General features: G+C 74.2%; 21 protein-coding genes and 1 tRNA gene. 9 read left to right on the top strand and 13 right to left on the bottom strand.

Translation table 11 applies throughout. The features are described from left to right. Positions 1 to 18 precede the first annotated feature (18 nt). Together E8D37_RS17710 and E8D37_RS17705 are read left to right on the top strand one after the other, a co-directional pair. Entirely contained in the window at positions 19 to 774 is a 756-nt protein-coding gene (locus E8D37_RS17710) for a phosphatase PAP2 family protein (protein WP_136571138.1), read from the top strand. Beyond that, positions 771 to 1550 (top strand): phosphatase PAP2 family protein, encoded by a 780-nt coding sequence (locus E8D37_RS17705; protein ID WP_136571137.1) that lies wholly within the window; start codon positions 771 to 773, stop codon positions 1548 to 1550. Before E8D37_RS17710 ends, E8D37_RS17705 begins: the two co-directional genes overlap by 4 nt. Here the strand turns inward: E8D37_RS17705 and E8D37_RS17700 are convergent. After that, a complete protein-coding gene (locus tag E8D37_RS17700) occupies positions 1505 to 2347 on the bottom strand; it encodes a DUF1206 domain-containing protein (RefSeq protein WP_206055835.1) in 843 nt (280 codons plus the stop codon). The genes E8D37_RS17705 and E8D37_RS17700 overlap by 46 nt on opposite strands. Positions 2348 to 2496: 149 nt before the next feature. On the opposite strand from E8D37_RS17700, the gene E8D37_RS17690 reads away from it, so the two are divergent. From E8D37_RS17690 to E8D37_RS17675, 4 genes are all read left to right on the top strand, one after another. Continuing rightward, a complete protein-coding gene (locus tag E8D37_RS17690) occupies positions 2497 to 2679 on the top strand; it encodes a hypothetical protein (protein WP_136571136.1) in 183 nt (60 codons plus the stop codon). A 47-nt stretch (positions 2680 to 2726) separates the two neighbouring features. Continuing rightward, on the top strand, positions 2727 to 3452 hold the full coding sequence (locus E8D37_RS17685) for a hypothetical protein (RefSeq protein ID WP_136571135.1): 726 nt from the start codon (positions 2727 to 2729) through the stop codon (positions 3450 to 3452). Between the two features lie 176 nt (positions 3453 to 3628). Continuing rightward, positions 3629 to 3701 (top strand) — tRNA-Lys (locus E8D37_RS17680). A 367-nt stretch (positions 3702 to 4068) separates the two neighbouring features. After that, entirely contained in the window at positions 4069 to 5802 is a 1734-nt protein-coding gene (locus tag E8D37_RS17675) for a fibronectin type III domain-containing protein (RefSeq protein WP_136571134.1), read from the top strand. 10 nt (positions 5803 to 5812) lie between these two features. Here the strand turns inward: E8D37_RS17675 and E8D37_RS17670 are convergent, their stop codons facing one another. Together E8D37_RS17670 and E8D37_RS17665 are read right to left on the bottom strand one after the other, a co-directional pair. Continuing rightward, on the bottom strand, positions 5813 to 6454 hold the full coding sequence (locus E8D37_RS17670; RefSeq protein ID WP_136571133.1) for a CoA transferase subunit B: 642 nt from the start codon (positions 6452 to 6454) through the stop codon (positions 5813 to 5815). Position 6455: 1 nt separating this feature from the next. Further along, on the bottom strand, positions 6456 to 7253 hold the full coding sequence (locus E8D37_RS17665) for a CoA transferase subunit A (protein WP_136571132.1): 798 nt from the start codon (positions 7251 to 7253) through the stop codon (positions 6456 to 6458). Positions 7254 to 7356: 103 nt separating this feature from the next. Between E8D37_RS17665 and E8D37_RS17660 the strand changes: the two genes are divergently transcribed. Continuing rightward, positions 7357 to 8160, top strand: a complete 804-nt coding sequence (locus tag E8D37_RS17660) for an IclR family transcriptional regulator (protein WP_240770531.1) — start codon at positions 7357 to 7359, stop codon at positions 8158 to 8160. A gap of 300 nt (positions 8161 to 8460) precedes the next feature. Here E8D37_RS17660 and E8D37_RS17655 read toward each other — a convergent pair whose 3' ends face one another. After that, positions 8461 to 9168 carry a response regulator transcription factor gene (locus E8D37_RS17655; protein WP_240770530.1) on the bottom strand — a complete coding sequence of 236 codons (708 nt, stop codon included), beginning with the start codon at positions 9166 to 9168 and terminating at the stop codon, positions 8461 to 8463. 377 nt (positions 9169 to 9545) lie between these two features. On the opposite strand from E8D37_RS17655, the gene E8D37_RS17650 reads away from it, so the two are divergent. Continuing rightward, positions 9546 to 10175, top strand: coding sequence for a TetR/AcrR family transcriptional regulator (locus E8D37_RS17650; protein WP_168929809.1), 630 nt, complete (start codon positions 9546 to 9548; stop codon positions 10173 to 10175). A 49-nt stretch (positions 10176 to 10224) separates the two neighbouring features. Here E8D37_RS17650 and E8D37_RS17645 read toward each other — a convergent pair whose 3' ends face one another. Next, positions 10225 to 11004, bottom strand: coding sequence for an enoyl-CoA hydratase/isomerase family protein (locus tag E8D37_RS17645; protein WP_136571130.1), 780 nt, complete (start codon positions 11002 to 11004; stop codon positions 10225 to 10227). A 60-nt stretch (positions 11005 to 11064) separates the two neighbouring features. Continuing rightward, positions 11065 to 11811 carry a hypothetical protein gene (locus E8D37_RS17640; RefSeq protein WP_136571129.1) on the bottom strand — a complete coding sequence of 249 codons (747 nt, stop codon included), beginning with the start codon at positions 11809 to 11811 and terminating at the stop codon, positions 11065 to 11067. A gap of 151 nt (positions 11812 to 11962) precedes the next feature. On the opposite strand from E8D37_RS17640, the gene E8D37_RS17635 reads away from it, so the two are divergent. Beyond that, entirely contained in the window at positions 11963 to 12835 is an 873-nt protein-coding gene (locus tag E8D37_RS17635; RefSeq protein WP_206055834.1) for an A/G-specific adenine glycosylase, read from the top strand. Between the two features lie 100 nt (positions 12836 to 12935). Here E8D37_RS17635 and E8D37_RS17630 read toward each other — a convergent pair whose 3' ends face one another. The 7 genes from E8D37_RS17630 to E8D37_RS17600 all read right to left on the bottom strand — a co-directional run bounded on the left by E8D37_RS17630 (position 12936) and on the right by E8D37_RS17600 (position 21837). After that, positions 12936 to 15524, bottom strand: coding sequence for an ATP-dependent Clp protease ATP-binding subunit (locus E8D37_RS17630; protein ID WP_136571127.1), 2589 nt, complete (start codon positions 15522 to 15524; stop codon positions 12936 to 12938). A gap of 227 nt (positions 15525 to 15751) precedes the next feature. Further along, positions 15752 to 16087, bottom strand: coding sequence for an Lsr2 family protein (locus E8D37_RS17625; RefSeq protein WP_136571126.1), 336 nt, complete (start codon positions 16085 to 16087; stop codon positions 15752 to 15754). Positions 16088 to 16381: 294 nt separating this feature from the next. Beyond that, positions 16382 to 17167, bottom strand: coding sequence for a type III pantothenate kinase (locus E8D37_RS17620; protein ID WP_240770529.1), 786 nt, complete (start codon positions 17165 to 17167; stop codon positions 16382 to 16384). 22 nt (positions 17168 to 17189) lie between these two features. Continuing rightward, complete coding sequence (nadC, locus tag E8D37_RS17615; RefSeq protein WP_240770528.1) at positions 17190 to 18107, bottom strand: carboxylating nicotinate-nucleotide diphosphorylase; 918 nt, start codon at positions 18105 to 18107, stop codon at positions 17190 to 17192. Beyond that, the gene (locus E8D37_RS17610; protein WP_136571125.1) at positions 18104 to 19888 is read right to left on the bottom strand and encodes an L-aspartate oxidase; all 1785 of its coding nucleotides are present in this window, start codon (positions 19886 to 19888) and stop codon (positions 18104 to 18106) included. Before E8D37_RS17610 ends, nadC begins: the two co-directional genes overlap by 4 nt. A 36-nt stretch (positions 19889 to 19924) precedes the next feature. Beyond that, the gene (gene panC, locus E8D37_RS17605; protein WP_136571124.1) at positions 19925 to 20848 is read right to left on the bottom strand and encodes a pantoate--beta-alanine ligase; all 924 of its coding nucleotides are present in this window, start codon (positions 20846 to 20848) and stop codon (positions 19925 to 19927) included. Beyond that, the gene (locus E8D37_RS17600) at positions 20845 to 21837 is read right to left on the bottom strand and encodes a DUF2520 domain-containing protein (RefSeq protein WP_136571123.1); all 993 of its coding nucleotides are present in this window, start codon (positions 21835 to 21837) and stop codon (positions 20845 to 20847) included. The genes panC and E8D37_RS17600 overlap by 4 nt, the downstream gene beginning before the upstream one ends. Positions 21838 to 21875: the final 38 nt, after the last annotated feature.

Below are 21875 nucleotides of genomic sequence, written 5' to 3'. Positions count from 1 at the left end.
GGAGTAGACCTACCCGGCATGTCCCCCCTGGTCCGCCACCGGCTCGTCCGGCTCGCCTGGTCAGCGCTCTACGCGCTCGTGGTCGCCGTGCCGGTGGGCGTGCTCGCCTACCTCGTGCACACCTCCTTCCCCCCGCTCGTGGACGCCGACCAGCGCGTCGAGGTCGCGGCGACGACCGTGACGCTCGCGCACCCGTGGCTGCGCCACACGCTGCTGGTCTGGCAGACGATCAGCCAGCCACTCGTGGCCTACGCGGTCGTCGGGCTACCGCTGTGCGTGGCCGTCGGTCGCCGGCCGGCGCGGCGCAGCCGGGCCTGGTGGGCCGCCGCGACGATGACGGTCGGCTGGGTGCTGGGCGTGAGCCTCAAGGAGGTCGTCCGGCGGGCCCGTCCCGTCCTGGACGACCCCGTCTCCCAGTTCGGGTCCTACAGCTTCCCGAGCGGGCACGCGCTCAACGCCGCCGTCCTGGGGACGACGTGCGTGCTGCTGCTGTGGCCGCTGCTGGCGCGGCGTGGACGCATCGTCGCCGTGGCCCTGGCGGTCGCCTGGACCGCCGTCACCTGCGCCGACCGCATCCTCCTCGGCGCCCACTTCCCCTCCGACGTCGCCGCCGGCGTGGTGCTGGGCACCGGCGTCGTCCTGGCCTCGCACGCCGGGTACCGGGGCTGGACCCCGTCGATGCCCGAGCGGGACGCGGACGCATCCACCGACACCGCGACCGACACCCACCTCCGGTCACCCGTCCACGACCGAGCAGAGGAGTCCGCCCGATGAGCGCACCGCGCCTCGACCTGCACCGCTGGGACGGGGTCGACACCCCGCCGTCCGCGAAGGAGACCGCTCGCGACCTCGGGCTGCGCGTCGCGGCGCCCCTAGCCCTCTGGTTCCTGATCCTGCTGGGCGCCGGGTGGTGCCTGGTCGACGGACCGCTGGCGGGCCTGGGCCGCGCCGAGGAGGGCGTGAACACGTGGTTCGCGCACCACCGGACGTCCACCTTCAACGCCATCACCCTCGTCTTCTCGTGGGCGGGCGCGACGGTGTCGATCGTGTCCGTGTGCGTGGTCGTGGTCGCGCTGCTGTGGTGGCGCACCCGCCACTGGTGGTTCGCGATCGTGCCGCTGCTGGCGATCTCGACGCAGGCGCTGGTGTTCTTCCTCGTCACGCTGCTGCTGGCGCGCGACCGGCCGGACGTCGTCAAGCTCGACGACTCCCCGCCGACCTCGAGCTTCCCCAGCGGGCACACCGGAGCCACGACCGGGCTCTACCTGGCGCTCTTCCTGGTCCTGCTGGCGCTGGGCCCGGCCCGGCACCACCTGCTGGAGGTGCTGCGCCGGGTGGCGCTTGGCGTGTGCCTGGCGATGCCCGTGCTCGTGGCGCTCGCCCGGGTCTACCGCGGCATGCACCACGTGAGCGACGTGGTCGCGGCCATCCTCAACGGCATGGTGGCCGTCTGGCTGGCCTGGCACTGGCTGCGGGTCGAGGCCGGGACGCGGACCCGGGACGGTCAGACCCGGGCGAACCGCGCCCGGAAGAAGGAGTACACCGCGTAGGCCAGCAGGCCGAGCGCGATGAGCCCGAGGACCACCTGGCCGCCGGGCAGCTGCTGGAGCGAGCGCAGGGCGCCGTCCAGCCCGGTCGCGCGGCCGGCCTGGTGCTTGGCGGCGGCCACGAGGAAGAGCACGCCCACGGCGAGCAGCGCCAGGCCCTTGCCGACGTAGCCGACGCGCCCCGCGACCACCGCGGCCAGGCCCGGGTGCTCGCGCAGGTCGCGGAGGAAGCCCGACGTCCACCCCTTGTGCACGTGGTAGACGCCGATGGCGAGGACGACGACGCCGATCGCGCCGACCAGCACCTGGCCGGCCGGGACGTTCATGACGGCGTGGGTGAGCTCGGCGGTGTCCTCGTTGCTGTCGCTGTGGCCGCCCGCGGCGAACACCCCCGCCGTCCACCCCACGGCGGCGTAGCCGACGAGCTTGGCGAGGGCCTTGCCCCGGTCGGCTAGGCGGTGCCGGGCGACGGCCTCGGTGAGCTGCCAGACCGAGAGGAGCGCGTAGCCGGCGGTGACCACCCAGAGGGCCGCCTGGCCGAGCGGCAGGTGGGCGACCTGCGCGAGCGCGCCCGACTGGCTGGCCTGCTGGTGGGACACCCCGACCGCGATGCGGGCCGTGAGCCACGCGAGCATCAGGTGGACGACGCCGTTCGCGGCGTAGCCCAGTCGCGCGCCCCACTCGACCACCGGCGAGTCGCCGGCCTCGCGGGCGGCGTCGACGGCTGCGTCCATCGCCGCGTCGGCGGCCTCCGCGATCGCGCCGGGCTCGTCGGTCTCCGAGGCGTCCGCGGTGCTCATGGGGGTCAGGATGCCGCGGACGCGGCCGGCGGGCACCACCCGTCGGGCCGGGCTCGGGGCGACTGTCGGTGGCCAGCCCTAGCGTGGGCGCCTCAGGCCGGAAGGCCACGTCGACGAAACTGCCCTACCCTGTGGCACAGGAGGCCAGCATGAGCACTGTGAGCATCGCCCGCATCACCGAGGACCAGGCTCGTGCTCGGCGCGCCGAGATCCTCCAGGCGATCGGTGACGTCGAAGCGTTTCGGGCGCGCGCGGAGGCCCACCTCCTGGACGCGCGGGAGCAATCCCTGTGCGACCAGCTGGACGACCTGGACTACCTCCTGGCTCGGTGAGCCTCCTTCGGCGCCGGCGAATCGGCCGGGGGCAACAGCCGCAGGACGTGCTGAGCGCGCAGGCCACGCAATTCGCAGAGGATCTGACCCGGACGGTCCGGGCGGTCGCCGTGGACTGCGACCCGTTCACTGCTCTGCTGATGACCAAGAACGACGGCACCAGGAAGTTCACCGTGCGACAGCATCCGGTGGACGGCATCGTGCTGCGAGTCAACGGCGAGCCGCTGCTCCAGCTCAGCGTCTCGTTCCAGCGCAGCCTGGACGGCGCCGGTCGGTACCTGGCGGTCGACGACGCCAAGATCAAGGTGCACGCTCAGGGCGACAGGCAGCCGCTCTTCCGCTACGAGTACGACCGCGACGCGGTGGCCGACATGCCTGCGGCCCATATCCAGCTCCACGCCCATCGCGATGCCTTCAGCCATGTCATGAACCGCGCCGGACGCGCGTCCGCGCGCGGTAAGCGGCGGGCTGGCTCGAACGCAGTGCCACGCCTCGAGGAGCTCCACTTCCCCGTCGGGGGGCATCGATTCCGTCCGTGCCTCGAGGACGTCCTGGAGATGCTGGCCCTCGAGCTCGGGGTGGACGCGACACCGGAAGGACTGGAGGCGCTCAGAAGCGGTCGGGAGCGATGGAGGCGCTCACAGGTGGGCGCTGTGGTGCGTGATGCACCCGAGGAGGCCATCAGGGTGCTCACCGACCTCGGCTATCGCGTCCGCCTCGGAAGCCTCCGTTCTAGACCCGCGGAGAGAACCCGTAGGTTGAGGGACCTCTAGCCGTGTCTCGGCGTCGCGGCATCGTGGGCTCACCTCACGTCGCGCACACGCCGGCAGGCGAGGAGCGTGGCCACGGGCCGGTTCGGAGCCTGGAGCAGCGCCGAACTAGGCTCTCGACTGCAGCGGGCCTCCCAGCGTCGTCCCCCCGGACAGCACGTTGAGCACGGCTGCGTTGCGGGCCCTTAGCTCAGTTGGTAGAGCATCGGACTTTTAATCCGCTGGTCGTCGGTTCGAGACCGACAGGGCCTACCGATCCACCCCGTCACCGCCCCTCACCACGGACGGGCGGGCGGTCCAGACCACTGGGCGCCCAGCTCGGTCCGAGGTGAAGACCCACCCATTTCGGTGAACAAACGTGCCTCCTCCGAGTAACCGGGGGCGGGGATCGTGCGAGGGTCGCCGCACTCGCCGGGTGGTTGCCCCGGGCAACGGCCCGGAGGTGGCCCGGCCACGTTCGCTGGGGGGCGGTCGTGATGACTCACGCACGGGACGAGGCGCGTCCGGAGGGTCCTGCAGGGGCCTTCACAGGACGCTTACGCAAACGTTGCCATCTACACGGTTCACCCCCTCCCCGCGGGCTCCACCAGCCCGATCGGGAAGGGCGGAGGTGGTCACCGTGTCCCGCTCGTCCCGCTCGCCGAACCCGGCCCGTCGGGTGCGCGCCCTGCTGACCCTCGCGGTCGCCGCGCCGACGCTCGCCGTCACGGGGCTGGCCACCACAGGACTGGCCGCCACCGCCCAGGCCGACGGCGACACGCTCACCCGCCTGGCCTCGCGCACCGGCCTCACCGAGTCCGGCGTCCGCGAGGTGCTCGCCGACGACGCCACCGCCGAGCTCGACGCGGGCGAGCTGCTCTTCCGCGAGCCGGCCGCCCCGGCCGGCGTCCAGGAGCGCTCGGACGCGGAGGCCGCGGCCGCGACCAGCGGGTCGGACGCGGGCTCGCAGCGCCTCGCGCCCCTCGCGGAGACCTTCTCCCTGCACAGCAACCCGGGCGCCGACCTGGTGATCTTCCTCGACGTCGACGGCGGCTCCGACATCGGCTCGGCCTGGGACAGCGACGTCCAGGGCACCCACCCCGCGTGGGACCCGGCCGGCGACGGCCCGGCCTTCTCGGCCGCGGAGAAGACCCTCGTCCAGGAGGTCTGGTCCCGCGTCGCCGAGGACTACGCGCCCTTCGACGTGGACGTGACGACGCAGGACCCGGGGCAGGCCGCGCTCGTGCGCACCGACTCCTCCGACACCCGCTACGGCACCCGCGTCCTCATCACCCCCAGCAGCGTCGCCTACGCCGACCTGTGCCCGAACGGCTGCGGCGGCCTGGCCTACGTCGGCATCTTCGCCGCCACCGGCGGCCGCTACTCCCCCGCCTGGGTCTTCCCGCAGGGCACCGGCAACAGCGCCAAGTCCGTCGCCGAGGCGGCCGCGCACGAGGCCGGCCACAACCTGGGCCTCACCCACGACGGCGACGCGTCCTCCTCCTACTCCGGCGGGCAGGGCTCCTGGGCCCCGATCATGGGCGTCGGTTACTACCGCCCCGTCACCCAGTGGAGCCAGGGCTCCTACGCGGGCGCCACCAACACCCAGGACGACGTCGCGATCCTGCGCGGACGCCTCGGCTCCCGCGCCGACGAGGCCGGCGCCACCGCGGCCACCGCCGCAGCGCTCACCGCCACGGGCGCCGGCGCCCTCGGCGGCACCGGGGTCATCGGCTCCGCCGACGACGTCGACGCCTGGACGCTGGGCACGTGCGCCGCGGGCGGCTCGGTCACGGTCACGGCCCCCGACCTCGGCACCGACCTCGACGTCCGCGCCCGGCTCGTCCGCGCCGGGGACGTCGGCAGCCCGCTGGCCGTCGCGGCCCCCACCACCACGACCGTCAACAGCCGCACCGCCGCCGGCATGGACGCCGGGCTCACCGTCCCGGCCGACGAGTCGGACTGGGTCGTCCTCGTCGACGGCGTCGGGCAGGGCAGCTGGAGCAGCGGCGGCTACGACGACTACGGCAGCCTCGGCCAGTACGTGGTCACCGCCACCGGGTGCGCCGGGTCCGGTGCCACCACCGGGACCTCGAACGAGACCACCGACACCTCGACGGGCGCCCCCGACGCCCCGGGACGCCCGCGCGTGCGGGTCCGCGGCGACGGCTCGGTCGTCCTCACCTGGGCCGCGGCCCAGGGCGACGTGAGCGCCTACCGGGTGCGGGGCACCCAGGTGCGACGCACGGTCGCCGCCGACGTCCGGCGCGTGGTCGTGCGGAACCTGGACGGCGGGCAGCACCGCGTCCGCGTCGTGGCGGTCGGCGACGGCGGCACCGCCGCCTCGCCGTGGCGGCGCTGGCGGATGGGCTGAGCCCGGCCGCTCAGACGGTCAGCGCCGTGCGGAGCGGGGCGCCCGTGGCGTCCCGGACCTGCTCCTCGGTGACGTCGGGCGCGAGCTCGACCAGCACCAGCCCGTCGGGCGTCACGTCGATGACCGCGAGGTCGGTGATGATCCGCTGCACCACGCCGCGGCCCGTGTAGGGCAGCGAGCACTCGGCGACGATCTTGTGGCTGCCGTCGCGGGCGACGTGCTCCATGAGCACGATGACCTTCTTCGCGCCGTGGACGAGGTCCATGGCGCCGCCCATCCCCTTGACCATCTTCCCGGGGATCATCCAGTTCGCCAGGTCGCCGGTCGCCGAGACCTGCATGGCGCCGAGGATGGCGGCGTCGATCTTGCCGCCGCGGATCATCCCGAAGGAGAGGGCGGAGTCGAAGAACGAGGCGCCCGGCCGCACGGTGACGGTCTCCTTGCCGGCGTTGACCAGGTCCGGGTCCTCCGCGCCCTCGACGGGGTAGGCGCCCACGCCGAGGATGCCGTTCTCGGACTGGAGGACGAGCTCGACGTCGTCGTCCACGAAGTTCGGGACGAGCGTGGGCAGGCCGATGCCGAGGTTGACGTACATGCCGTCGGAGAGCTCGGCGGCGGCGCGGGCGGCCATCTGGTCGCGGTTCCAGGCCATGTCAGGCTCCTTCGGTCCGGGCGGCGTCCGCGGCGGGGCGGACGGTGCGCTTCTCGATGCGCTTGTCGTCGCGCTCGTCGGGCGCGAGCTCGAGCACGCGGTGGACGAAGACGCCGGGGAGGTGGACCTCGTTCGGGTCCAGCTCGCCGGGCTCCACGAGGTGCTCGACCTCGGCGACGGTCACGCGGCCGCACATCGCGGCCAGTGGGTTGAAGTTGCGTGCGGCGGAGCGGAAGACGAGGTTGCCGTGCCGGTCGCCCTTCCAGGCGCGGACGAGGCCGACGTCCGCGACGATCGCGCGCTCGAGCACGAACTCCTTCTCGCCGTCGACGGTGTCGAAGCGTGCGGTGGGCTTGGCGGGGCTCGCCACGGCGACCGCACCCTCGCTGTCGTAGCGCCAGGGCAGACCGCCCTCGGCGACCTGCGTGCCGACGCCCGTGGCGGTGTAGAACGCGGGGATGCCGGTGCCGCCGGCGCGCATGCGCTCGGCCAGCGTGCCCTGCGGGGTGAGCTCGACCTCGAGCTCTCCGGCCAGGTACTGCCGGGCGAACTCCTTGTTCTCGCCCACGTAGGAGGCGACGACGCGGCGCAGGCGCCCGGCGCCGAGCAGCAGGCCGAGGCCCCAGTCGTCGACGCCGGCGTTGTTGGAGACGACCTCGAGGTCGTCGACGCCGAGGTCGAGCAGGGCGCGGATGAGCACCGAGGGGATGCCGCACAGGCCGAACCCGCCGACCGCGAGGGTCGAGCCGGACGCCACGTCGGCCACGGCCTCGGCCGCGGAGGAGACCACCTTGTCCATGCCCCCAGGCTCCCCGTGTGACCGCTGACACGTCAACGCCCGTCCGGTGAGCCGACGCGAATTGCCCCGTGAGTGGTCACGATCCGGGGGTATCGTCCGCTGAGTGGACACCCCGGGGAGACAGGACGCCGAGCGCACGACCGGCATGGGAGCAGGTGACGGCGTCGCCCGTACCGCGGCGCTGCTGCGGGCGCTGGCCGACGCGGAGCCCGGTGGAGGCAGCACCTCGGCGCTGGCCCGGGCGGCCGGGCTCCCCCGGGCCACCACCCACCGCCTCCTGACCTCACTGGCCGGCGTCGGCCTGGCGGACCGCGACCGCGCCACCGGCGCCTGGCACGTCGGCCCCGAGCTCTACGTGCTCGGCACCGCCGCGTCCCGGCGCTACGACATGACCGCCACCGCGCAGCCGTCGGTGCGGCGGCTGGCGGACCTCACCGGCGAGAGCGCGTTCTTCTCCGTGCGCCGGGGCGACGAGACCGTCTGCCTGGTGCGCGAGGACGGTAGCTTCCCGCTGCGCAGCCACGTGCTGCACGAGGGCGCCCGGTTCCCGCTGGGCGTGGTCTCCGCCGGGATGGCCGTGCTCGCCCACCTCCCGGACGAGGAGGTCGAGGCGTACCTGGAGCGCAGCGACCTCGCCGCCGCGCACGGCCCGCAGCACGCCCCCGACCTGGTCCGGGCGCACGTCGCCCGGACGCGACAGGACGGCTGGGCGACCAACCCCGGGCTGGTCGTCCAGGGCAGCTGGGGCATGGCGGCGGCCGTCTTCGACGCCCACGACCGCCCGGTGGCCGCCCTCTCGATCACGGGGGTCGAGCACCGGTTCGCCGACGAGCGCAGGCCAGAGCTCGGCCGCCTGCTCCTGCGCGAGGCGCACGCGCTGGGAGGCCGGCTCCGCGACCGGGTCTGACGCGCACGGAAAAGAATGTCCGGACCAGTGAATGAAGTCGGGCCGGAGGGGGTATCCCCCTACCGGCCCGAACTTCGGTCGGTGGGTCCCGAGTACGGTTCGGGACCCACCGCCGGTGCGCGGCGAGCCGCGCTGGCCGCCCCACCCGTGACCGGTGATTCCTCACCCGTGGCCGGTGGAGTGCTCGACCGTGCGTTCACGATAGCCACGGCGGCCACCGTTCGGAACTCACCCGGACGGGTTCTCAGGCATTCTCACCACTTCGGATGAGGCTGCTGCGGGCATCCGGGGTGGCGGTTCTCAGAAGCCGGCCGGGGCCTGCCCGACGAGCGGGCGCTCGTCGTCCTCGTCCCGGCCCGACGACGCGCCCTGGCGCATCTCCGCGAGCGGCGCGAGCCCGTGCTCCATCCCCCACGCGACGGCCTGCGCGCGACGGGTGACCTCGATCTTGCGGTAGGCCGCACGGATGTAGGTCTTGACCGAGTTGATGCTCAGGTACAGCTGCGCGCCGATCTCGGAGTTGGTGAGGCCCTGCGTCACGAGCGCGAGGATCTCCGCCTCCCGGGGAGTGAGCTCGTGGGCGCCCTGGACCGAGCGGTCGATGACCGCCAGCGGACCGGGGTCGGCGGGGATGCGCCTCAGCGACGCCACCTCGCCGCCGTCGTGCAGTGCCTCCACGGCGTTGACCAGATCGGCCACGGGCAGGGCCTTCGACAGGTGCACGGCGAAGCTGCCGCGGGTCGAGTCGCCGTCGGGGTCGCGCCACGAGTAGATCGCGGCCACGGCGCCGGAGCCCCGGACGAGGTCGCGGAGCATGCCCTGCGAGCTCGGCGTCTGGCGGGCGGGCTCGTAGAGGACCACGTCGACGGTGGCCGGTCGCTCGAGGGCGGCACGGGGGTCCAGCAGGATCACCCGTGACGCGTAGGAGGTCAGCATGGAGCGCAGACCCACCGACGAAACCTCGAAGTTGTCGATGAGCGCCACGCGAACAGGTCTCGATGCACTCACCACACGAACGTAGCCCCGCCACGGGGTCGGATCACAGGCGCGGAGCAAGGTTTCACCCGCGGAGGTGAACCCTGGGCCGTGAAGATTATGTCGTGGAATCTTTGTCGAATGCGGTTCCGTGACGTCCGCCTCGTCATGGTGCGCCCGCGGCGGCCACCTCGTCACGTGACTCACCCGTCGGGGCGGGGCCACACGGCCCCTCCGGGCGGTCCCTCCGACCCGTCCGGCCGGCCGGCCGGGACCGCTGTCCCGCGCCCGGGCACGCTCCGCGCCACCCCGGTAGCGGCTCCGGGGGTGCCGCGTCCGCCCTCTATCCGGACATGGGTGGCTTTGAAACAAAACGCACAGGTTTCTTTACTTGGTGCCATGCTCCCGGCATGAGTCACGCCAGGTCCGTCGGCCGGCCGCGGGAGGCCGGCGCTGATGAACGCATCATGCGCGCCGCCGTCGCCGAGTACGCGACCTACGGCAAGGCCGGTTTCTCCCTCAACGGCGTCGCCCGCCGTGCGGGCGTCGGCAAGTCCAGCATCTACCTCCGCTGGCAGGACAAGGAGCGGCTCCTCGAGGACGCCGTCGCCGCCTCCGCCGAGGAGCTCGACCCGGTCGACACCGGCTCCCTCGAGGGCGACCTCCGGGCGCTCATGGTGAGCGTCCTGCGCTCCTGGGACCACCCGGCCACCCTGGTGCGGCACCGGATGGCGCTCGACGCGCTGCCCGGCTCCCAGGCCACCTTCGAGGACGTCGGCCTGCACGCCGTGCCCGACGCCCGCCCGACGATGGACCCGGCGCCCACCGACGCGCTGCTCGTCGTCTGGAAGCGGGCCGAGGAGCGGGGCGAGGTCTCCGGGACGCCGCCCACGCCGCTGCTCGCCGACCTCGTCGGCGGCTCCCTCATGCTGCTCGTGCTGCGTCGCGGCAGCGCGCCGCACGGCGGCGACGACGAGCTGGCCTCGATCGTGGCGCCCTACGCGGGCGCGGTGCTGGCCGCCGCCAAGGCGTCCGCCTGAGGCCTCCGCCTGGACGTGCTCCTGGCGCACCCCGGGCGGTTCGAGCGCGTCAGCGCTCGAACCGGGGGCGCTCCTTGGCGAGGAACGCGCGCACGCCCTCGACCCCGTCGGGGCCGGCCGCGAGCTCGCGGATGGACAGCGTCTCCCGGCGCATGAGCGCCTCGGGCTCGACGCCGACCCCGCCGCGCACCAGGCGCTTGGCCGCCGCGAGCGCCGCCGGCGAGCCGGCCAGCAGGGACGCGACCACCGCGTCGGCCGCGGCCGGCAGGTCGGCGTCCGGGACGACGCGGGCGACGAGACCCGCAGCCTGCGCCTCGGCCGCCGTGAGCCGGTCCCCCAGGAGCGCCAGCCGCAGCACGGTGTGCAGGCCGAGCGTCTGGGTGAGGAAGGTCGACCCGCCGTCCGGGGAGAGCCCGACGCGGCCGTAGCCGAGGGAGAAGGTGGCGGACTCCGCGGCCAGGACGACGTCCGCCGCCGCGGCCAGCGGGAACCCGGCGCCCGCGGCCGGCCCCTGGACCGCGGAGACGACGACCGCGGGGCTGCGGACGAGCTCGGAGACGATCCGGTGCAGGGTCTCGGCGAGGTCGTCGATGTAGCCCGCGACGTCCTCGGCCCGGGAGAACGCCGAGAGGTCCCCGCCGACGCTGAAGAAGCGCCCCTCCGAGGCCAGGAGGATCACCCGCGCCTGCTCGGCGCCCGCACGCCGGACGGCCTCGAGCAGCGCCCCGCCGGAGCCCTCGTGCAGCGCGTTGCCCTGCTGCGGGGCGGTGAGGGTGATCCGCGCGCAGCGGTCGCGCAGCTCGTAGTGGACCAGCTCGTCGGACGTCATGGGTGCTCCTCGCCGCGGGGGCGCTGGGGTTCAGGGTTCAGGGGGCTGGGGTGCTGGGGGTCAGGGGGTGCTCAGGCTGAACGTAGCGCTGCGCACCTCGCCGCCGAGCGCGGCCGCCTCCACCGTGTAGGCGCCGGGCGCCGCCCACTCGGTGCTGACCGAGCAGGAGGCGTCGGAGTAGCGGCCGCCCCAGGTGACCTGGACGTCGGCGGCCTCCGCGCTGCGGACCGCGACCTCCTGGTGGGGCACCGCGGCGCGGCACTGGCTCGTGGTCCACACGTCGCCGCCGGACTCGGTGCTCACCTTCAGGGCGAGGCTGCCCGGCTTCACGGTGAACCAGCAGCCCGGGTTCTCGACCGTGCGCAGCTCCACGGTGAACGTGACGTCGGTGCCCGCGACGGCGGTGCCGACGACCGGGGTCGCGAGCACGTCCGCCGGCTCGCACCGGCCGGCGGGCTGCACGGGGGTGGGGGTGGGCGTGGGGGTCGCGGTGCGCGCCTTCTTCCCGGCGCGGGACGCGGAGGTCGTGCCGGACGTCGCGCTGCCGGTGCCCTCCTCGGCGACCGTCGTGGTCGTACCGTCGGCCTGCGCCGCGACGGTGACCGTGGCCCCGGCCGCGTCGGCCGAGGGAGAGGTGGCGCCGGCGGACGCGTCGGGCGACTGCTGCGCCGACACCTGCTGCGCCTGGTCGGGGGCGTCGCCGCCGCCGAAGAGCCGGGCGCACCCGATGACCAGCCCGGCCACGATCGCCAGCAGCACGAGCCGACGGCGCCAGTAGACGGCGGGCGAGTGGGGTCCGCGGGTCATGGCGCCTCCTCCCGAGGGCCGGCCACCCCCGTGGTGTCGCGTGCGGTCCGTCGGTCGCGCCCTGTCGCTCCCGACGTCATGCCTGACCGCACGCTAGCGGCGCCCCCACCGGGGTGCGCGGAGGCGCACCGCACCGGGCAGAATGCCCGCCGTGCCCGCCTCCCCGCTCCACGAGCCGATCCTGGACTGGTACGACGAGCACGCCCGTGACCTGCCCTGGCGCCGCCCCGAGGCCTCGCCCTGGTCGGTGCTCGTCTCGGAGCTGATGCTCCAGCAGACGCCCGTGAACCGGGTGCTGCCGGTGCACGCCGCGTGGCTCGAGCGGTGGCCCGAGCCCGCCGACCTCGCCGCCGAGCCGGCCGGCGAGGCGGTCCGGGCCTGGGGACGCCTCGGCTACCCCCGCCGGGCGCTGCGGCTGCACGCGGCCGCGGTGGCGATCACCGAGCGGCACGGTGGCGTCGTCCCCGACGACCACGCGGCCCTCCTCGCCCTGCCCGGCGTCGGGGAGTACACGGCCGCCGCGGTCGCCTCCTTCGCGTACGGGCAGCGGCACGTCGTCCTCGACACCAACGTGCGGCGGGTGCTCGGGCGCTCCCTGGACGGCGTGGAGCACCCTCGCCCCTCGCTCACCCGGGCCGAGCGCGAGCGCGCCACCGCGGTCGTGCCGGACGACGCCCCGACCGCGGCCACGTGGGCGGTGGCCGTCATGGAGCTCGGCGCGCTGGTGTGCACGGCGTCGGGGCCGCGCTGCGGGGACTGCCCGGTCGCCGACCTGTGCGCCTGGCGCGCCGCCGGGTACCCGGCCTACGACGGCCCGGCCCGCCGCGTCCAGGCGTGGGACGGCACCGACCGGCAGTGCCGCGGCCGGCTCCTGTCCGTGCTGCGCGACGCCGACGGCCCCGTGCACCGCTCCGCCCTCGACGCCGCCTGGGCGCCCGAGCCTCAGCGGCTGCGCTGCCTGGCCGGTCTCCTCGCCGACGGCCTGCTCGTGCAGGTCGCCGACGACGTGTTCGCCCTGCCCTGAATCGACCGGGGCCTACCTGGGAGCCGACCGGCCAGCACGCACGAGGGCCCCGGGGCCGTGACGGTCCCGGGGCCCTCGTGGGGTGGAGCGGTGGGGAGGGTCAGCTCGACGCGGTCGCGCCGCCCTCACCGGAGGAGGAGCCGGTCGACTTCGGGACGTCGGGCGCCCCGCCGCCGGCCTCGCTGGCGCTGGCGGTCTCCAGCGGCGGCAGGTCGGGCAGCTGGGAGACCTTCTGGCCCTTGAAGGTGAAGGCGCGGTTGGCGCCCTCGCCCTCGACGTCCACGAGCACGATCTGGCCGGGGCCGACCTCGCCGTAGAGCATCTTCTCGGCCAGGACGTCCTCGATCTCGCGCTGCACCGTGCGGCGCAGCGGACGCGCACCGAGGACCGGGTCGAAGCCGCGCTCGGCCAGCAGGTCCTTGGCCGGCTGGGTGAGCTCGATGCCCATGTCGCGGTCGCGGAGGCGGACCTCCACGGACGTGATCATGTTGTCGACCATCGAGATGATCTGCTCCTGGCTCAGCGGCGGGAACACGATGATCTCGTCGACGCGGTTGAGGAACTCGGGGCGGAAGTGGATCTTCAGCTCCTCCGAGACCTTGTTCTTCATCCGCTCGTACGAGCCCGCGGCGTCCCCACCCTGGTTGAAGCCGAGGTGGACGGACTTCGCGATGTCCCGGGTGCCCAGGTTCGTCGTCATGATGATGACGGTGTTCTTGAAGTCCACGACGCGGCCCTGGGAGTCGGTCAGGCGACCTTCCTCCAGGATCTGCAGCAGGCTGTTGAAGATGTCCGGGTGGGCCTTCTCGACCTCGTCGAAGAGGACGACGGAGAACGGCTTGCGGCGCACCTTCTCGGTGAGCTGGCCGCCCTCCTCGTAACCGACGTAGCCCGGGGGCGAGCCGAAGAGGCGCGAGACGGTGTGCTTCTCGCCGAACTCCGACATGTCGAGCTGGATGAGCGCGTCCTCGTCGCCGAAGAGGAACTCCGCGAGCGTCTTGGACAGCCACGTCTTACCGACACCGGACGGGCCGGCGAAGATGAACGAACCGCCGGGGCGCTTCGGGTCCTTCAGGCCGGCACGGGTGCGGCGGATGGCGCGGGAGAGGGCCTTGACGGCCTCGTCCTGGCCGATGACGCGCTTGTGGAGCTCGTCCTCCATCTTGAGCAGCCGCGTGGACTCCTCCTCGGAGAGCTTGACGATCGGGATGCCGGTCGCCACGGCCAGCACCTCGGCGATCAGCTCCTCGTCGACCTCGGCGACCTCGTCCATGTCACCGGAGCGCCACTGCTTCTCGCGCTCGGACTTGGTCATGATGAGCTGCTTCTCCTCGTCGCGCAGGCGCGCGGCGGCCTCGAAGTCCTGCCCGTCGATGGCCGCCTCCTTGCGCTGGCGGACGTCGGCGATCTTGTCGTCGAACTCGCGCAGGTCGGACGGGGCCGTCATGCGACGGATGCGCAGGCGCGAGCCCGCCTCGTCGATGAGGTCGATGGCCTTGTCCGGGAGGAAGCGGTCGGAGATGTAGCGGTCGGCCAGCGTCGCCGCCGAGACCAGGGCCTCGTCGGTGATGGTGACGCGGTGGTGCGCCTCGTACCGGTCGCGGATGCCCTTGAGCATCTCGATCGTGTCGGCGATGGAGGGCTCGGGGACCTGGATCGGCTGGAAGCGGCGCTCCAGCGCGGCGTCCTTCTCGAGGTACTTGCGGTACTCGTCGAGGGTGGTCGCACCGATGGTCTGGAGCTCGCCGCGGGCCAGCATGGGCTTGAGGATGCTGGCGGCGTCGATCGCGCCCTCGGCGGCGCCCGCACCGACGAGGGTGTGGATCTCGTCGATGAACAGGACGATGTCGCCGCGGGTGCGGATCTCCTTGAGGACCTTCTTCAGCCGCTCCTCGAAGTCACCGCGGTAGCGGGAGCCCGCGACCAGCGCGCCGAGGTCGAGCGTGTAGATCTGCTTGTCCTTCAGCGTCTCGGGCACGTTGCCCTTGACGATGTCCTGCGCCAGGCCCTCGACGATCGAGGTCTTGCCGACGCCGGGCTCGCCGATCAGCACCGGGTTGTTCTTGGTGCGTCGGGAGAGGACCTGCATGACGCGCTCGATCTGCACGGCGCGGCCGATGATCGGGTCGAGCTTGCCGTCGCGCGCGTCCTGGGTGAGGTTGCGGCCGAACTGGTCCAGCACCAGGGACGACGAGGGCGACTCGCCGCCGCCGGACGTCGCGGCCTGCGCCGACTGGCTCGACTCCTTGCCCTGGAAGCCGGAGAGCAGCTGGATGACCTGCTGGCGGACGCGGTTGAGGTCCGCGCCCAGCTTCTGCAGGACCTGGGCGGCGACGCCCTCGCCCTCGCGGATCAGGCCGAGCAGGATGTGCTCGGTGCCGATGTAGGAGTGACCGAGCTGCAGCGCCTCGCGCAGGGACAGCTCGAGCACCTTCTTGGCGCGCGGGGTGAAGGGGATGTGTCCGCTCGGAGCCTGCTGGCCCTGACCGATGATCTCCTCGACCTGCGCGCGCACGGCCTCGAGGGAGATGTCGAGGGACTCCAGAGCCTTGGCGGCGACACCCTCGCCCTCGTGGATGAGACCGAGCAGGATGTGCTCGGTGCCGATGTAGTTGTGGGAGAGCATGCGGGCCTCTTCCTGGGCCAGCACGACCACCCGGCGGGCACGGTCCGTGAACCGCTCGAACATGGGCATCGCTCCTCGTACTGGGGGACCCGCCGTCAGGGATGGCGGGGCTCTGGTGTGTCCAACCCTTCGGCCACCCTACGCGTTCCCGGGAGACGCACCTCCTCCATCCGCTCTCAGCGAACACGGAGCGGGAACAGGAGCAAGAAACCAGGGCCCGGGGCCGGCGGTGACACGAACGGCGCCCGCCCCGCGAACGGGGAGGGCGCCGACGGGTGGTGCGGGGTCGCTCAGTGAGCGGCGTCGTAGGCCTCGCGGACCTCGGCGGAGACGCGGCCGCGGTCGGGCACGTCGTGGCCGTTCTCGCGGGCCCAGTCGCGGATCTCCTTGGCGGAGGGGCCGGAGCCGGTGGCGGCCGGGGCCTTCTTGGCGGTCCCGGTCGAGCGGCGGCCGGCGACCTTGCGGCTGTTGCCGACGTAGAGGGCGAGCGCGTCGCGCAGCTCGGCCGCGTGGGAGTCGTTGAGGTCGATCTCGTAGGAGACACCGTCGAGACCGAATTGGACGGTCTCGGTGGCCTCCGAGCCGTCGAGGTCGTCCTCGAGAATGATCTGGACCTTCTGAGCCATTTTCTTTCCTCGCGTTCGCGATGCGCGCGCCGTGCATGGGGTCGGCGCGCCGGGACGTAACGCATCGTGCCGCATTTTCCTTTTCTTCGCACCATTCCTGCCCGGCGCGTCGAATACGTCAAGAATCATTGGCGGCATTGCGTCGGGAAATCGGGCCCCGCCCACACCTATTCGCGCACCGGAAAAGTTTCGCAGCACCGAACCGGAATAGACAGGAACCGCTTGGCGGGCCGGACTCGCCATCGCACTGGCACTACGTGGTGGATCACCCACGATCCGCGCGGGGAGAAATGATCAGCGAGTGCGGGAATTGCGCACGAAAAGCTGCTCGAGACCGAGCAGCGTGAGGTGCGGCTCGAGGTCGGTGAAGCACGCGACCTCGGGGGCCACCAGCTCGGCGTACGGCCCGGTGGCGACGACGCGCAGCCCGTCGGGCGAGCCGAGCTCCTCGGCCGCGCGGGCCACGAGCCCCTCGACCATCGCCGCGGTGCCGAACACCAGGCCCGACTGCACGGCCTCCACGGTGTTGCGGGCGATCACCGCGCGGGGGCGGGCGAGCTCGACCTCGCGCAGCTGCGCGGCCCGGCGTCCCAGGGCCTCCAGCGCCACCTGGACGCCGGGGGCGATCGCCCCGCCGACGTACTGGCCGGCCGGGTTCACGACGTCCAGCGTGGTGGCGGTGCCCCCGACGTCCACGACGACCACGGGGCCGCCGTGGAGGGTGACGGCCGCGAGCGCGTTGGCCACCCGGTCCGCGCCCACCTCGCGCGGGTTGTCGGTGAGGACCGGGATGCCGGTGCGGACGCCGGCGCCCACGACGACGAGCGGCAGGTCCGGCAGGTGGCGCGCCATCATCTCGCGCCAGCGGGTGAGGATGCCGGGGACGGTCGCGGCGACGGCCACGCCCTCGGCGTCCGCCAGGTCGTCGCCCACGAGGCCCCGCACGAGGACGGCCCACTCGTCGGCGGTGCGGGCGGGGTCGGAGGAGACCGACCAGTGCGCGTCGACGTGGCCCTCCCGCACGATCCCCAGCGTCGTCGTCGCGTTGCCGAGGACGACGGTCAGCAGACCCCCGCTCACGCCCGCTGCGCCCACGGCCGGCTCACGCCTCCCGGAAGTCGAGGCCGAGGTCGAGCACCGTGACGGAGTGGGTCAGCGCGCCCGAGGAGACGAAGTCGACCCCGGTCTCCCCCACGGCCCGCGCGTTGGCCAGGGTCAGCCCGCCGGAGGCCTCCAGCGTGGCCCGGCCGCCGGTGAGCTCGGCGTTGATCGCGACCGCCTCGCGCAGCAGGTCCGGGCCCATGTTGTCGAGCAGCACCTCGGTGCACCCGGCGTCCAGGACGGCGCGGAGCTCCTCGAGGTCCTGCACCTCCACCTCGACGCGCACGTCGGGGCTCGCCGCGACCACGCGGCGGTAGGCCTCCACCACCCCGCCGGCGGCGACGACGTGGTTGTCCTTCACCATCGCGCGGTCGACGAGGGAGAAGCGGTGGTTGGTGCCGCCGCCGCAGCGCACGGCGTACTTCTGCAGCGCGCGCCACCCGGGCAGCGTCTTGCGGGTGTCGAGCACCCGGCAGCCGGTCCCCTCGAGGGCGTCGACCCACCGGGCGGTCGCGGTGGCCACGCCGGAGAGGTGGGAGGCGAAGTTGAGGGCCGTGCGCTCCGCGGTGAGGACGCCGGCCACCGGACCGGTCACGGTCATCACGGTCTGCCCCGGGGCGACCCGGGTGCCGTCGGGGACCCGCGCGGTCACCTCGACGGCGCCGCCGAGCGCGTACCGGAAGGCCAGCTCGGCCACGGCCAGGCCGGCCACCACGCCGTCCTGTCGGGAGACGATGTCGGCCACCGCGGTGCCCATCTCGGGCATGGCCGCGGAGGTGACGTCGGCGGCGCCGTCGGGGAGGTCCTCCTCGAAGGCGGCCACGACGTGGGTGTAGACGGCGAGCGGGTCGAGGCCGGCGGCCGCGAGCTCCTCGACGAGGGCGCGGTCGAGCGCGGCCCAGCTGGTCCGGGCGATCACGCGACGCCCTCCCCTTCTGCAGCAGTGAGGTCGACGGTGAGGTCGGCGGGCGCCGCCAGCGCCCCCAGGTCGGTGTCGGTCGGCGCGGCGGGGGCGAAGGCCCAGGTGAGGGAGCCGTCCTCGAGGCGGATGTCGACGTGCCCGGCCCACCGGGCGTCGTCGCGCTCGGGGTGGTCCTCGCGCCAGTGCGAGCCGCGGGTCTCCTCGCGCAGCGCGGCGGCCCCCGTGAGCGCGGTCGAGAGCGTCACGAGGTTCGTCACCTCCCACGAGTCCAGGTAGGGCTCGTCGCCGCCCTCGGCGACGAGGTCCGCCAGCACGGCGTCGGCCTCGGCCAGCCCGGCGGCGGAGCGGAGCACGCCGACCCGGTCGCTCATCGTCTCCTGGAGGCCGCGGCGGGCGTCGGCGTCCACGAGCCCGGGCTCCCGGACGTCGGCGGCCGGCTCGTGCCAGCCGCGCAGCTCGCCCGGCAGCACCTGCGCGATGCGGCGGGAGAACACCAGGCCCTCGAGCAGCGAGTTGGAGGCCAGCCGGTTGGCGCCGTGCACCCCGGAGCAGGCGACCTCGCCGGTGGCGTAGAGGCCGGGCACGCCGGTGCGTCCCCACGTGTCGGTGGCGACGCCGCCGGAGGCGTAGTGGCAGGCGGGCGCCACGGGGATGAGGTCGGTGACCGGGTCGACGCCGTGGCTGCGGCAGGTGGCGAGGATCGTCGGGAACCGGCGCTGCCAGAAGGCCTCCGGGTCCTCGCCGCGGTCGGTGCCGAGGTGGCGGGCGTCGAGCCACATGTGCGGCATGCCCGTCTCGATCATCCGGCGGCGGATCGCCTTGGCGACGACGTCGCGCGGGGCCAGGTCGGCGAGCTCGTGGACGCCGGTCATGAACCGCGTCCCGCCGTCCTCGAGCGGGGCGTCGACCAGGAAGGCGCCCTCGCCGCGCACCGCCTCGGAGATGAGCGGCTGCTGGCCGGTCGAGAGCGGGCCGAGGTACATGACGGTCGGGTGGAACTGCACGAACTCCAGGTCGCGCAGCGCCGCGCCCGCGCGCAGGGCGATGGCCATGCCGTCGCCGGTCGAGACCGACGGGTTCGTCGTCTGGGAGAAGACCTGCCCGAGGCCGCCGGAGGCGAGCACCACGGCCCGGGCGCGGACCAGGCCGACGCCGTCGTGCTGGCCCTGGCCCATCTCGTGCAGCGTCAGGCCCGCCACCCCGCCGTCCTCGGCGAGGACGAGGTCGAGGACGTGGGCGCGCTTGACGACCCGGATCTGCGGGTCGCGGCCGACCGCGGCCACGAGGGCGCGCTGGATCTCGGCGCCGGTCGCGTCGCCGCCGGCGTGCACGATCCGGTCGCGGTGGTGGCCGCCCTCGCGGGTCAGGGAGAGCTCGCCCTCGGGGTCGAGGTCGAACTGGGCGCCCAGGCCGATGAGCTCGCGGACGGCGTCCGGGCCCTCCTCGACGAGGACGCGCACGGCCTCCGCGTCGCACGCGCCGGCGCCCGCCACGAGCGTGTCGACCTCGTGCTCGCGCGGGGTGTCGCCGGGCCCCAGGGCTGCGGCGACCCCGCCCTGCGCCCAGCGGGTCGAGCCGACGGAGATGCGGTCCTTGGTGACCACGACGACGTCGGCGTCGGGCCCGAGCGCGTCGACCAGGCGGAGCGCGGCGGTGAGCCCGGCGACACCGGAGCCGACGACCACGACGTCGGCGCGCTCGGTCCAGCCGGGCTCCGGCGCGGACAGGCGCCCGGGAACGGTGCGGGCGCGCAGCGCCTCGGAAGCGGTGGGGGACATCGCGGAAAGGCTAGCCGCCGGGGCGGGCGTGCCCGCTCAGGCGTCCGCCAGGGAGGGCAGGCGGACGGCGGTGTGGGCCCCGAGCGCGACCGCCACGTTGTCGATCAGCCGGGTGCTGCCGACCCGGGCCGCCACCAGCAGCCGGGCCTCGGTGGGCTCCTGGTCGCCCGGGCCGGCGGGCAGGTCTCCCAGCGCGGGGTCGGTGAGGACGAGGTAGTCGAGCTCCACGCCGGGCTCCGCGGCCAGGACGGCGCGCGCGGCGGCGAGCACCACGGCCGGGCCGTCTGGCGCGGCGGCCTGACCCGCGCGCAGCGCCCGGCTCAGCGCGAGCGAGACCCGGCGCTGGTCGGCGTCCAGGTAGCGGTTGCGGCTGGAGAGGGCGAGCCCGTCGCCCTCGCGGCGGGTCGGTCCGCCCACGACGTCCACGGGCAGGCAGAGGTCGGCGACCATCTGCCGGATGAGGACGAGCTGCTGGTAGTCCTTCTCCCCGAACACGGCCACGTCGGGCCGGACGAGGCCGAAGAGCTTCGCCACGACGGTGAGGACCCCGCGGTAGTGCCCGGGACGGGTGGCGCCCTCGAGGACCTCGCCGAGCGGGCCGGCCTCGACGGTGACCTGCGGCTGCGCCGGCCAGGTCGGGTACATCTCGGCGACGGTGGGGGCGAAGACCACGTCGACCCCGGCGCCCGCGCAGACCTCGAGGTCGGACTCGAGCGTGCGCGGGTAGCGGTCGAGGTCCTCCCCCGCGCCGAACTGGAGCGGGTTGACGAAGATCGAGACCACGACCGGGCCGGTGCCGACGCGCTCGCGGGCCACGGCCATGAGGCTGGCGTGGCCGTCGTGGAGGGCGCCCATGGTCGGCACGAAGCCGACGCGACCGGGCCCGGCCTGGGCGATGGCCTCGGCCAGCTCGGCGCGGGTGCGGACGAGGACGGGGCGGGGTGCCTGCCGGGCGCTCATCGGCGCACCTCGCCGGGGCGGGCGGCAGCGCCGCGCTCGAGCAGCGCCTGCTCGGCGTCCGCGAGGACCCCGCGCACCGCGGCGGCGCGCAGCGCGGTGAGCCGGCCGTCGAGGACGGCCCGGGAGACGGTGGCCTGGGCGAGCGCCAGGTAGGAGGGCAGCGTGTGCGGCGCGGCCGCGAGGAGGTCGGTGACGTGGGCGTGGACCGTGCCGACGTCGCCGCGCACGATCGGGCCGGTCAGCGCGGCGTCCCCCTGCTCGAGGGCGTTGGCCAGCGCCGCCTCCAGCAGTGGGCGCAGGGTGCCGGACGCGTCGTCGACCCCGGCCGCGGCGAGGATCTCGCGGGCCTCGGCGACGAGGGTGACGAGGTGGTTCGCGCCGTGGGCGAGCCCGGCGTGGTAGAGCGTGCGCCGCTCCTCGGGCACCCAGGTCGGGCGGCCGCCCAGGTCGGCGACGAGGCCTTCGAGGACCTCCCGCTCCGCGGGCGCGGCGGTGAGCCCGACGACGCAGCCGGCGAGGCGGTCGAGGTCGACCTCGGTGCCGGTGAAGGTGAGCGCGGGGTGCAGCGCGCCGATGCGGGCACCGACCCCGGCGGCGGGCGCGAGCACCGCCAGGCCGTGGCGGCCGGACGTGTGCAGCACGAGCTGCCCGGGGCGCAGCGCGCCGGCGTCGGCCAGCGTCGTGGCGACGTTGCCGAGCATGTCGTCCGGGACCGTGAGCAGCAGCAGGTCGCAGCCGCGTGCCACGTCGGTGGGCTTGGCGTGCCGGACGCCGGGCAGCAGCGCGGCCAGCCGGGCACGACTGGCGTCGGACTCGCCGCTCGCTGCGACCACCTCGTGGCCCGCGGCGCGCAGGCGGGCGGCCACGACGGCCCCGACGCGGCCGGCGCCGATCAGACCGATCCGATGCAGGCCGATCCGGTGGTGGGCGTGCTCGGGCGCGCCGAGGCTGGGCTCGGCGTGCGCCACGGCGGTGTGGGCAGGGTGCATCAGCAGGACCTCTCCGTTCCCGTCCCGGCCGTCCACCC

Origin of the sequence: Nocardioides sp. GY 10127, assembly GCF_004919085.1 — a bacterium.
In the GTDB taxonomy this organism is placed as follows: domain Bacteria; phylum Actinomycetota; class Actinomycetes; order Propionibacteriales; family Nocardioidaceae; genus Nocardioides.
The sequence above is the reverse complement of the archived record's forward strand: the minus strand, read 5'-3'. Positions and strand labels throughout refer to the sequence as shown.